This window comes from Prevotella sp. MA2016 (assembly GCF_000619825.1).
Lineage (GTDB): Bacteria > Bacteroidota > Bacteroidia > Bacteroidales > Bacteroidaceae > Prevotella.
Genome location: NZ_JHUW01000006.1, coordinates 381,385 through 395,070, shown reverse-complemented (window position 1 = coordinate 395,070; position 13,686 = coordinate 381,385). Strand labels below are relative to the sequence as shown.

The following is a 13,686-nucleotide window of genomic DNA, read 5'->3' as shown; positions in this document are numbered from 1 at the left end:
AAATGTTTAGAATGAGTTTAATTTTAGTTATTAGAATAGTTTAAATCTATTTTAATTAGTATATATGATCATCTCAGAACCTTGTGCCAGTTTGCTGTGAGGCACAAACCAGCCCTTCAGCAACTTGCCACCCACGGTGATACGGTTGATCTTACGACCACTGCCCTCACGACGGATGGTAAAGGTCTTACCCGTGGTACCAAGGGTGAAGCTCACCTTATCAAACAGAGGTACCGTGACGATATACTGTGGGTCGGCAGGCGAGTAGGTATAGATACCAATGGCATTGAGTGCGTACCACGACGACATCTCACCGGCATCGTCCATGCCAGCATAGGCCAGTCCCTCGGCACCCATACCATAATAATGATTGAGCAAGGAGTCGATAACCGCCTGAGCTTTTTCTTGTTTATCGGCAAAATAGTAAGTATAGGGAATGCTATGACCGGGCTGGTTGCCGTGACAGTAAGTGCCAAGGAAACCTGTCAGGTTCCAGGCCTCATAGCCATGGTTAGGTTCAGAGAAGAGAGAGTCGAGCTTCTGTTCCACGGCCTGCTTGGATGGATAGAGCGCTACCATACCCTCAGGGTCGTGGGGCGCGAAGAAGAGCGAGTTCCAGGCATCAGCCTCACGATACTGATAGGCATAATAAGGGTACCAGGGATCGAAGTCCTTGATCCATTTGCCATCGGCAGTTTTTCCGCGCCAGAAACCTGTAGCTGGGTCGAACAGGTTCTTATAATTCTGTGAATGCTGCATCAGCAGCTGGTAGTTTTTCTTATCTTTCAGTTCACGGGCAATGAGGGCGGTGGCATAGTCGTCGTAGGCATACTCCTGGGTTTTGGTGACCGACGCCTTATACTCATCCCATGTAGGCACATTGGTGGTGTCCTTCTCAGCTATCCAACCTTGCTCCAGGTATTCTTTCAGCCAGGGGCGTCCGCCACGACCAGGCACGGTGGCATTCTTCAGCAACAGCTTATAAGCACGCTGCAAGTCGAAGTCGCGGATACCACGCAACCAGGAGCCTGCCACAAAGGTAGAGGCATGGTCGCCATGGAAGAAGGTGGGCATATAGCCACCTGCCTTCTCACCCTTATCGATAATCGACTTGATGATGTCGGTAGCTACATCGGGAGTGATCATACCCAGCAGGATGAGTTTGTTGCGATAGGTATCCCAGAAAGAGGGATTGGTATAGTAACGGAAATCGGCCTTGCAGACACGACCCTGCTCGTCGGTATATTCGCCATTGACATCGCTGCGCAAGGCTGGCCAGAGGAAAGCACGGTAGAGCGTAGAGTAGAACATAGTCTGCTGCTTCTCGGTACCGCCCTCTACCTGGATATGGCCCAACTGCTTGTTCCAGATATCATCGGCCTCCTGACGAACCTCATCAAAACGCTTTGCCAGCATCTCGGCTTCAAGGTTCTGCTTGGCATTGGCAATGCTCACAAACGAGAAACCAATCTTCAGCTCTAACGCACGCGTACCTTTATTATTATTAAAGTCAACCACGGCTATCTGGTGACGGTGGTCTTTCTGAATGTTGATACCACTCACCTCATGATTGGTGACTGCATAGAAAAAGATGCGGCCCTCGCCATCTTGAAAACCTTCAAAACTATTAGGACCTGACTGCTGGATGTGCCACTGACGAGGACGGTTGTTGCTACGGGTGATATCGACAATCAGACGCTTCTCATCCTTCGCACGGAAAGTGTAACGATGGAAACCGCAACGCAGTGTGGAGGTCAACTCTGCATTCACATGATAGCGGTCGAGATAGACCTGGTAGTAGCCAGGATGTGCCGACTCGTTATCATGACTGAACCATGAACAGAAATTATCTGGATAGAAACGACCCGTGGCTGGCATGATGGGCAGATGAAGCAGGTTCCAATGACCTTTGCAGGTATGCGCGAAACCATAAATCTGATGATCTTCATACTGATAGCCCGAACCCGATGGATACATGGTAACAGGAGTGAGTTGCACCATTGCATTGGGAAGAGCTGAGCCAGGAAATGACTCAGCTCCCCATGCGCGCTTAGTTTCTGTGTGGGTGTAACCCAGATCCTCTGGGGTCCATAGAGTTGTTGTTCCGATGAAAGGATTCACCTTCTCGGTTAAATTGCTGGCCTGCAGTTGATGTCCTGAAAAGAGCAGGCCAAGGATTAGCGTCAGAGTCTTATTCATCATTAATAATCGGTTTTATTAGTTTTGCGGCGCAAAGGTAGGAAGAAGGCGACAAACCGTTGTCCTCATTTCTGCATTTTTTGTCCTGAATACAGATTTGGCAAGGATTTTAACAAGATTATGAGATATTCTTAGTATCTTTGCAATCGAATAATTAAAACATTAAATTTCAAGCGAATATGAACAGACGTAAATTACTAACGACCATCCTGCTTGCAGGATTATCACTACCTGTCATGGCCGACGGGATTGAAGACTGGAGCAAGACGATTGCTGCACCTTCAGACAACACAAAAGTATCGCGCCGCCCCGACGCCAAAGAGCGCCTTTTTTACTCAGACACCATCGAGAAGAAAATATCCGAAGTAAAGAAAATGCTGAAAGATGCACCTTATCTGGCATGGATGTTCGAAAACTGCTTCCCCAACACCCTCGACACCACGGTACACTTCTCGGATGCTGAAGGCGATGACGACACTTTTGTATATACAGGTGATATCCATGCCATGTGGCTGCGCGACTCGGGCGCTCAGGTTTGGCCATACGTACAGTTTGCCAAGAAAGACAAGAAAATACGTAAGATGGTGAGAGGTACCATCCTGCGACAGCTGAAATGCATCTGCATAGACCCTTATGCCAACGCCTTCAACATGGGACCAACCGGCAGTGAGTGGAAGAGCGATCACACCACGATGAACCCCAACCTGCATGAGCGCAAATATGAGATTGACTCTCTGTGCTATCCACTGCGACTGGCCTACTATTACTGGCAGGTTACAGGCGATGACAGCATCTTCGGCGACCTCTGGCAGGAGGCTATCGGCAAGATCCTGAAGACATTCCGTGAACAGCAGCGCAAGAATGGGCGTGGTCCATACCGCTTTATGCGTACTACCGCCCAGCAGTATGACACGGTGAGCCATGGCGGCTACGGCAACCCCGTTAAGCCTGTTGGCTTGATCGCATCGATGTTCCGTCCCAGCGACGATGCCACGGTATTCCCCTTCCTCATCCCATCCAACTTCTTCGCTGTGACCTCACTGCGCAAGGCTGCCGACATCCTGACTAAGGTAAACAAGGACAGTAAGACTGCTGACGAATGCACAGCACTAGCCAACGAGGTGAGCGAGGCACTGCAGAAATATGCTATCTACAACCATCCGAAATATGGTAAGATATATGCCTTTGAGGTGGACGGTTTCGGCAACCAGCACCTGATGGACGATGCCAACGTACCCAGTCTGCTGGCCATGGCCTATCTGGGCGATGTGGACATCAACGACCCCATCTATCAGAACACACGCCGCTTTGTGTGGAGCGAGGACAATCCTTACTTCTTCCGCGGTAAAGCTGGCGAGGGTATCGGCGGTCCTCACGTTGGCTACGACATGGTATGGCCTATGTCAATCATGATGCGCGCCTTTACCAGCACCGACGACCAGGAGATCAAGCAGTGCATACAGATGCTGGTTGACACCGATGCAGGCACTGGTTTCATGCACGAGTCGTTCAACAAGAACAATGCCAATGAATACACGCGTCACTGGTTTGCATGGCAGAACACACTGTTTGGAGAACTCATTCTGAAACTTATCGACGACGGTAAGCTTGATGTTCTTAAAACCATTCAGAAATAATTTAAGATAGCAAAAAAAAGAGCGATAGCCTAGATGTAGGCTATCGCTTTTTTTTTACTCCCAACCGGGATTCTGTGTAAGAGCAGGATTGTGCTGGATCTCATCCTGAGGAACAGGCCAAAGGAGTACCCACTCGGGGATGGCGCCCACCTTGACATTATCTACAGGTTTGTTCTGAATCTTAGCACCTGAAAGGGCTACCCAATTGAGTTTGCCACTATAATCGCCAGCAGCTTCGGGATACAGACGCGTGCGACGGATATCATCCCACACCTTGAACTCGACAGGGAACTCGTGAAGACGTTCTGTCAAGATAGACTGAACAAGTTCATCGCCCGTGGCGGTCTCAGCAGCCAAGCCTGCACGCTTACGAACCTGGTTCAGATATTCCAATGCTTTTACGGTGTTGCCAGTGCGGGCATAGCCCTCGGCAGCAATCAGCAGAATCTCGGCATATCGCATGGTGGGGATGTTATAGTCGCCACCATGATTCTTGATGATGGCATCCTCATCAAACCATGACCAGATACCTGTATAGTTGAGCGTATGCTCCACACCGGTCTTATCGGTATAGGTATTGAAGAAGAACTGCTTCTCATGACTTCTGATATCCTCGGGAGCATAGCTCTTGAAGAGCATGTCGCATGGATGATAAGCCTTATGCAATACGTTCATACTGAACACCTGATTGCCATTAGCATCCTTCCAGGTGGTGGCATCAGAGCCAATGCTGAGATTGACATAGCCATTACCTATATTATTATTAGCATAGTCGTACTCCTTTGCAAAGATAATCTCCTTAGAAGTCTTAGAGGTCTTGATGACATTATAAGCCGAATTCAAATCGTCGGAACTGCCGTTTGCCTGCTCGAGTGCAGCGGTACCGCCCTCGATGACCATCTCTGCCATCTTTGCTGCCTTCTCGTAGTCGGCATTACCACCATTCATGGGGAAACCGGCACGCTGAAGATATACCTGCGCCAGAAGGGTTTGTGCCATGGCACGGGTGACACGACAGCCATTGTCATAGAAAGACTTGTTGGGGAGCGCTGAGCCAGTAGCAATATCAGAGAGGTCGTCGATGATATGCTGATATACCTCAGCAGCTGGCGTACGCTCTTTGAACATACCATCGGTAGATGTGTAGGGCTCATCAACATAAGGCACATCACCAAACTCCTTCACCAGATAGAAATAAGCATAGGCACGGAAGAATTTTCCTTCAGCCACATAGTTATCGATAGTAGCCTGATCAAGCACTTCGGTCATCTTTGGTACATTTGCCAATACGAAATTGGCACGAGAGATGCCTTTGTAGAACTCATGCCACAAGGACATGGCTGGACTGGAGAACTTCTCCAGCGTATAGGTACATGCCTTAGAGGCCTCGGCCAACTGTGAGTCGCCATGGTCGTCATAGAACAAGCCAGAGATGATGCCGCCGTACATCGTGGCCTTTGGCTGCCAACCGCCACCATTCTGATTCAGATAGGGCACACCACCGAAATAAAGGGCATCGACACCTGTCTGCGCATCTTCCTTCGACTGCCAGAACTGACTGGAAGATTTCTGATCCAATGGCTTTTCTTCCAAGAATGTGTCACAAGAAGTAAGTCCGAATGTGACACCTGCCATCACGCCGTATATGATATTTTTTATCGTTTTCATAAATCTGTAATATTATTATTTAGAAAGTTACATTAACACCAAAAGAGAATGTCTTTGGACGGGGATATGAGAAGAACTGACGGTTAGCACCCCAGTTATTACTACCCAGACGTGTAGAGTTGTCGGGATCGTAGCCCTTGTAGTCATCAGAGCAGAGGAGCCAGAAGTTGTTCAGGTTGGCATATACACGCAGGGCTGTGATACCAATGCTACGACAAGCAGCGCTGTCGAAGGTGTAACCAAGTTGCAAGAGGTTGAAACGCAGGTAAGAACCATCACAAATCCAGTCGGAGTCGGCCTGGTTGTTGGCACCCATACCGAAGTTGTTCAAACGCAATGCCTGCTCTACACCATCGGGGTTGAGTGTGGGATGCCATGCTTCCTGATAAAGACGGTCGAGACCATTGGTGAGGAAACGAGCCAGTGTAGAGTGATAATACTCCTGCATGATGTCGGCACCCATAGAGAACTGCAGATCAAGGGTGAGATCGAAGTTCTTGTAGTTGAAGGTGTTGATGAAAGAACCTGTCCAGTCGGGCAGACCATTACCCAGGATTTGGCGCTGCTTATAGGTGACCTTCTCACCAACAATAGAAGGAATATTCATCGTGGCGGCATCCCAGTTCTCTGGATGACCATCATAGATACCAGCACGCTTGTAACCATAGAAGGTAGAAAGCGCCTCGCCCTCGCGGATAAGCATATCATAACCTACGAATCCATCTGTAAGAATCTGGCGTTTGCCACTTACAGGGTCGACAGAAGCACCCTCATCAAGCTTCTCTACCTTATTCTTATTAAAGCCCAAGTTCAGGGTTGAAGTCCACTGGAAGTCTTTTGTCTGGATGGGATAGGCAGTTACCAGAATATCAAAACCATGGTTTGATACGGCACCGATATTGTCCATAATAGAAGAATAACCTGTTGACTCAGGAACAGGACGGTTCAGAAGCAAGTCGGATGTGTACTTATGATAATAAGAGATATCGAAATTCAAACGGTTCTTGAACAAGCCTAATTCGAAGCCTAAATCCCACTGGGCGGTCTTCTCCCATTTCAGATTGGCATTAGGCATATTGTCCAAATAAGATACGGTAACCATTTTACCACCCAGGATTGTGGTTGACTGACTGACAGTAGCCAGCGAGCGATAGGTACCGATCTCTGAGTTACCGGTCATACCAAAAGATGTGTGCAACTTCAATTTGCTGATAGTCTCAACATCCTTCATGAACCTCTCATTAGAGACTAACCATCCTAATCCAACAGATGGGAAGAAGGCATACTTATTATTCTTACCGAACTTAGAAGAACCATCATAACGTCCGGTGACAGTTGCCATATAAGTATTATTATAGTTATAGGCTAAACGCAGGAAGTAGGAGTTCATGGCCCACTTATCGTAGTCGGAACCAACAGATGGCTTCAGTGTACCAGAACCCAGGTTATAGTAGCCATAGTAGTCGTCGGTAAAGGTGTTGTCTGAAGCGCCGAAGTAATCATACTTACGTGCCTGCCAAGAAGCACCTGCCATGGCATTCAGGCGATGCTTGCCGAAGTCGTTGACATAAGTAAGATAGGTTTCTTCCTGCCAATAGAGGGAGTTGGAGTTACTAGCAGATGCTGAACCCTGAGAGGCACCTTGGTCGATGAGCTGATGAGGCTGGAATGGTGTATAGCCCTTGCTACGGTTGTTATGGTAGTCAATACCCAGCTGTGTTCTCAAGTCCAAGCCTTTTGCAAGATGGAAAGTAAATGCGGCATTACCGAAGATCTGGGTCTTATACTGCACTACCTGTACACGCTCAAGTAGCTCAACAGGATTGGCAACACCCTCTGGCGAGAAGGTCTGATAACCACTATTGGGGTTGTTCTTATCCTTCAGTATGCCAGTGGTGTTAATCATATTATTCTGGATATACTCACCATTGAGCTGTACGGGCAACCATGGCAACTGCTCTATCATAGTACGCAAAGCACCCTGACCGTATGGGTTGTCGGAGGTGTGGTTACCCCATGAATGGTTCACCAACAAGTTAACGCCAGTAGAAAGCCACTTAGTGGGGTTGTCATCATAGGCAAACTTGGCATTGACACGCTTATAATATGTGTTGCGAAGAATACCCTGCTGATCGGTGAAGTTAAGGAATGCGCCTACAGAAGAGCCATTATCACCAGAACGCTGGATACTGAGCTCATGGTTATGGGATACGGCTACACGAGAGCATTCTTCCTGCCAATCGGTATCATAAAGCGGATTGCCATTGCCATCAAAATAACGCGAGTCGGTGAAGATCTTAGACAAATCAGTGTCGAAGTTCATGCCCTGGAACTGATTGGCATTCTCAAGACCTTGCTTGAAAGCACTCATCCACTCAGAGGCATTCATGACATCCATCTTGCGGGCCATACTGCTGACAGACAATGAACCATCATACTTCACATGTACACCCTTACCGGCATTACCGCGCTTGGTGGTTACCATGATAACACCATTGGCACCACGTGCACCATAGATAGCGGCCGAAGAAGCATCCTTCAGCACCTCAATACTCTCAATATCATTGGGGTTAAGGAACTGGAAGTCGGTCATGGCTACACCATCTACGATATACAACGGACTAGAAGAGGCATTGATCGTAGAGATACCACGAATGATAACACGCATCTCACCACCAGGCTGACCTGTATTATTAAAGATGTTAACGCCAGCGGCCTTACCTTTCAAACCTTCCAAGGCGTTGAAACCCTGGACTTTTAAGATATCAGAGCCCTTGGTAGTAGAAGAAGAACCGGTAAGGTCGGACTTACGCATCGTACCATAACCTACAACCACCACCTCGTCGAGAAGTTGTTTGTCATCAAGGAGCACAACCCTCATCGAACCTCCTTTGCCTAGTTTAATGGTTTGTGTGACATAACCAATTGACGACACTCTGATCTCGTCGCCAGAGGCAGCACTGATGTCGCACTGACCGTTGATATCGGTAATGGCACCGGCTTGAGAAGACACAATCATGATACTGGCGCCAACGATGGGTTCGTTTTTGTCATCGACAACAGTAATGATCACTTTGTTTTTCTGTTGAACAGAAGATACCTCTGTCAACGGTTTGGAAACTGAGTTTGCTAGGGCTTTGACAGGCGAACCTAAGGTCATTGCTCCTACAGAAAGTAGTAAAAGCGAAGAGCACATTGCCTTCGAAACTTTTCTTTCAGGTTTGTACATAATGTTAATAGTTAATGTGTTAATAATTACATATTAAGTAATAAATATAGAATCGATTAAACTTGTTAGTGAATATGGAATTCAGGTTGCAAATATCTGTCATTTTAAACAAACAAGTGTCCTATCCTCTGCCATTTTTGTCCAAATACAGTTTAAAATGCGCTTTTCGATGATTAAATGAAGGGCAACAGGTAACAGAAACAGAAGCGCCCCTACCGAGTCATATCGGAGAGGCGCCATACTAGGTTTTTGGGAATTGGCTATTTTTTAAACAGATGTGGGATAAACTCATGGAGTCCACGGCGCCAGGTGAGGAACTCATGTCCTGTGCCTTCGGATACTGACGAGTCAACCTTGATGCCCAGCTCGCGCAGACCATCAACGATAGGTTGACTGTTCACAAAGTCATCACTACCCCAGTTCATATAGAGGTAATGAATCTTTTTGTTGAACTCGTCGGCATTGGCAAACACGCCGTTATAAGCGGTCTTGACATCAAGACCAAAGATAGCACCACTGAAAGTACCCATCCAAGCGAACTTGTCGAGGTTCTGGAGCACAACATCAAATGTCTGATGACCACCCCAAGAGAGTCCGGCCATAGCACGGTTCTCACGATCGGCCTTCGTACGGAAGTTGCTATCGATATAAGGAATCAGGTCGTTGAGCAGTACGGGATAGAATGATGCGCCATACTCACTGCGGCCCTGCTGGTTGGAACCACCACCGGCGAAGTTGAATGGTGCCTTAATGTCACCGCTCTCCATTACTACAATCATTGGTACGGCCTCGCCCTTGGCAATGGCGTTGTCCATGATGTGCTGCATCTTACCCTGCAGCATCCAACTGGTTTCACCCTCGCCCATGCCATGCTGCAAGTAGAGTACAGGGTAACGCTTCTTACCAGTCTCGTATTCGGCAGGTGTGTAAACCAGGGCATGGCGCCACTCACCCACCTTTGAGTTGGGACTGTGGTAATAGATGCTGCGCACCTGACCATGGGGCACACCCAACTGTGGACGGTAGTAGTCGCCTTCAGGACCCTCGGGCACCTCAAGACCACCGGCCTCGCGGTTGCAACCAAAATAGGTCTCGGATGCAGGGTCGATGAAGTTGACACCCTCGATATTCATGAAATAATAATGGAAACCTACGGGCAGAGGATCGGTAACAGCCATGAATCCTCCCTTACCGTCGGGCAGCATATCGTATTTCTTACTGCAGATATCAACGACCACTTTATGGGCCTCAGGAGCGTTGATGCGGAAATAAGCACGACGCTGACTGTCGATCTTAGGGAACTCATTGCCTGGGATGGCGTTCTCAACAGTAACGGCATCAGCAGGTACCTCGATCTTCTTTGGCATCTCGATATAAGGACGCTTGGGCTCGAAACCAAGGTGACGCGCTACAGCCTCGCCATAACGGCAACCTAACTCGCGATAGCCTGCGGCATCGAAATGCAGACGGTCGGGACCATTGGTACAGCCATCTGACGAGATCACCTGAGAAGTATGAAGGGTAAGAGGAAGCTCATCAATCTGCTTCTTGCAGCCGATACACACGCCCTTGCCATCGGCCTGAACAATGTTACCGGCATAGAGGTTGACCTCCTCGGGCTTCAGATTCAGATCACCACACAGGTTGTCGTAAACCTGCTTGACCATACCTGCCCACTTAGGATCACCAGTATTGGTCTCGCCCTGATGCATCAGGATACCCTTGATGACACCATCCTTCTGAGCTTTCTTAGCCAGTGTAACCAAACGCTCATAGGGATTATTATCATAGGCGGCCAGCATGCCCTTCATCCAGTTGGGGGCCTTGGTCTTCACATAGTTATCAATGCTATCAGGCAGGAAACCCTTGATATCAATGCCACCGATGGCAACATGGATGACACCTATCTTAATATGCTCTGGCAAAGAAGCAACAAGGGTGCGACCAAACCAGTCGGCAGGGGTCAAACCTGTATTAGGACGGCACAGTGGGGCTGAGGCCTCACACCACTCACCCATCTTTCTTCCCTTCTCAGGGAAATCAACTGCTGGCATCAGCAGGAAACGAGGACCAGGACTGGCAAGATCTTGCGCCTCAGGACGGGCATTACCCTCCATGTTTGACTGTCCGAAACAAAGGAAAATGTAGAAATTAGGATCAGGCTGGCTGACCTGTTCGGTAGCTGCCTTCTTGGGAGCGGCCTTACGCTTCTGGGCCGACAAGCTGACTGGTAACACAAGTAGTGCTAGAAGCAGCGAAACAGTTTTAAATGTTGACTGATACATCATTAGTGTTAATAATTAATTAGTAAGATACAATTACGTGTGCAAAGGTACACACTTTTAAAGAAAAAACCTTTTCAGAGAGTTACAATTACTTTTTCATGCGTATCATCCTCACGTTACAAACACTTTTTTAGCTTGTTTTGGGGTTAATTTAAAATTCTTTTGTATCTTTGCATCCAGAATCATCAATTACTTGAAACCAGATATGAGACAAAACAGATTTTGGATATTCCTGACGGTGATGGTCGGACTGCTGCTGGCAGCCTGCAACGATGGAGAGCAGAAAAAACAAACCAGTGAGGCAGATAAACTGATAGAAAAAATCCAGAAAACCAAGGATTACACTGAGCTGTTGAAGGTTGTTGACAGCTTGGAAATAAAAGGTAGCATCTCGCCTACCAAAGCCTATTATTGGCGAGGATATGCCAGCGACAAGATGAAACGTCAACGTCTGGCAGAGTTCTATTGGAAAGCGTCACTTGAAGCTGCAGAAAACGCATCCAACAATGATGAACTGGCCTATTATGCCAAATCAGCCAGTCGACTGGCCAATATGCTGAGCGTAAGAGGTGATTACGAAGAAGGATTGAAGATCACCGTTACAGCAGCCAATAAACTGGAAGAGCAAAACTGCGACAGTATCAGCGACTATCTGAATATACTTATATATTTAGGATGCTGCCAAGAAGGCTTAGGTACAAGAGATAGTAATTCCGACGGATTCAACCAGGCCTATCAACGCCACAAGGAAAACATCGAGTTATATCATAACGACGTGGTTTATAAAGATGGTATCACGGGACTCATCAACATCGCTTATAATTTTATTTTTGCCAAGAAATGGCAAGAAGCACTGGTTTGGACTACCCGCTTCGGACAGTTGCTGAGTGAATATGAGCAACGCCCTGATGCCGATGCTGACTTTATCGACCGTCAACTGGCTCGCTATGACATCTATCAGGCAATGGCACTGCAGGGACTAGGAAGAACCGAAGAGGCTGCGAGCATCTACAACAAATTCCTCACAACCCAATACAGTCAGACGCCGAAAGGGCGCATCGATGCCAACGACTATCTGACTGCTGCCAGTCGCTGGGAGGAAGCGGCCGACAACTATAGCAGTCTGGATGCCATGATGGGCGAGACACCACAGAACTACTCACTTGAGAATATCGAGACACTGGTACTGAAGAAATATCATACAGAACTTCAGGCCGGTCGACGCGACTCGGCTATCCAGGTGGCACTGAATATCAGCAATGCCCTGGGACAGGCCATAGCAAAATCGAAGAAGATAGAGAAAGAGGATCAGGCTGTTGTTGTGAAGAATGTAGAGAAGATGACTGAGCAGGAAGCCAAAAAGCACCGCAAGTATCAGTTTATTATTGCTTTCGCCATTGCATTCGTCATGCTTTGTCTCATAGGATTTGTCATTATCCGCCATCGCATTGCCAAACAACTGCAAACTGCCTACGACGACCTGAAATACGATTTCGACCGTATGGAGGCCGACACCATAGTAAAAGAACGCGAAGCTTCAGAATTCCGTATCGCACAGAATATCCAACGAATCATTACGCCTCGTATGCTGCCCAAACACAAGTCGTTTGACATGTGGAGCGCCATAAAGATTGGTCAGATGGAAGGCGGTGGCGTAATGGACTATTGTCTGCGCGACGGGAAACTGTATTTCTGTATAGGTGATGCCACTGTAGATGGCGTGAAAGCATCAGTGCTAACAACACTTGTCAAAGCGCAATTCCGTACGGCAGCGGCATTCGAAAGTAAACCAGACAAGATCATGACGGCCATCAATAATGCCTTGGGACAGAATGATGAACAGAATACGCAAGTGCGACTGTTTATCGGTGTACTCGACATTTACAATGGCATACTCTACTTCTGTAATGCGAAGCACGATGCCCCATTGATAGTAAGTAATGAGCTGCACCACCTGCCAGTAGAACAGAATAAGGCCATCGGTGAACAGGCCAACTATCAATACGAGCTCCAGGAAATCATCATGCAACCAGGTAGCATGATCTTCCTCAATACAGATGGACTCATCAAGGCCAAGAATAATGAACGACGCATATTCAACGAGAAACGTATGCTGGGATCGGCTCTGCAAGCCATGAAACTGGATCCGCGCCCGAAACCTTTTATCGACAATATGCTAGACGCGTTGCACCGCTTTGCAGGTGAGTTCGAGCAGCGTGACGACATTTCATTGTTGGCTATCAGATTCAGAGGTGTGGCCAAACTGGCGCAACAACCCGACGAAGAACCTGAGCCAGAGCCAGAAACAACTGCCGCACAAGAGCCGACAATGCAACAGCAGCCAGAAGAAGCTATAGTGCCAGATCCTATCGAAGAGATCAAGATAACCGAAGAACCGAAAGTCATCGTAGAACCCGAATTCTATGATGATGACGATACGCATCAGGAAGAACCTCATAAAGAAGAGCCACCCATCGAGGAGGCTGAGGTTGTTGAAATCTCGTAGTTCACACTACTCAAATCATATCCACAGGGGCAACAAGCAACGCTTGATTGCTCCTGTTTGCTATTTAATTCTATTTAAAAAGAATAACAGTTTAAAACGTTTACTTTATAAAATGTAACGCAAATTTTATCATATGTAACAAAATTAAGACTTTTATCAAAA

Annotated in this window: 6 protein-coding genes; 2 read left to right on the top strand and 4 right to left on the bottom strand. The window is 47.6% G+C overall.

Features of this window, described 5'->3' with window-relative positions:
- Positions 1 to 51: 51 nt before the first annotated feature.
- Positions 52 to 2,202 (bottom strand): GH92 family glycosyl hydrolase, encoded by a 2,151-nt coding sequence (locus T360_RS0101475; protein WP_369793476.1) that lies wholly within the window; start codon positions 2,200 to 2,202, stop codon positions 52 to 54.
- A gap of 176 nt (positions 2,203 to 2,378) precedes the next feature.
- Between T360_RS0101475 and T360_RS0101470 the strand changes: the two genes are divergently transcribed.
- Positions 2,379 to 3,836, top strand: coding sequence for a glycoside hydrolase family 125 protein (locus tag T360_RS0101470; protein ID WP_028911216.1), 1,458 nt, complete (start codon positions 2,379 to 2,381; stop codon positions 3,834 to 3,836).
- Positions 3,837 to 3,890: 54 nt separating this feature from the next.
- Here T360_RS0101470 and T360_RS0101465 read toward each other — a convergent pair whose 3' ends face one another.
- The 3 genes from T360_RS0101465 to T360_RS0101455 all read right to left on the bottom strand — a co-directional run bounded on the left by T360_RS0101465 (position 3,891) and on the right by T360_RS0101455 (position 11,018).
- Complete coding sequence (locus T360_RS0101465; protein WP_028911215.1) at positions 3,891 to 5,504, bottom strand: RagB/SusD family nutrient uptake outer membrane protein; 1,614 nt, start codon at positions 5,502 to 5,504, stop codon at positions 3,891 to 3,893.
- A gap of 19 nt (positions 5,505 to 5,523) precedes the next feature.
- Positions 5,524 to 8,733, bottom strand: a complete 3,210-nt coding sequence (locus tag T360_RS0101460; RefSeq protein ID WP_028911214.1) for a TonB-dependent receptor — start codon at positions 8,731 to 8,733, stop codon at positions 5,524 to 5,526.
- Positions 8,734 to 8,993: 260 nt separating this feature from the next.
- Positions 8,994 to 11,018 (bottom strand): bifunctional carbohydrate acetyl esterase/feruloyl esterase, encoded by a 2,025-nt coding sequence (locus T360_RS0101455; protein WP_028911213.1) that lies wholly within the window; start codon positions 11,016 to 11,018, stop codon positions 8,994 to 8,996.
- Between the two features lie 205 nt (positions 11,019 to 11,223).
- Between T360_RS0101455 and T360_RS0101450 the strand changes: the two genes are divergently transcribed.
- Positions 11,224 to 13,524, top strand: a complete 2,301-nt coding sequence (locus T360_RS0101450) for a PP2C family protein-serine/threonine phosphatase (protein ID WP_028911212.1) — start codon at positions 11,224 to 11,226, stop codon at positions 13,522 to 13,524.
- Positions 13,525 to 13,686 lie beyond the last annotated feature (162 nt).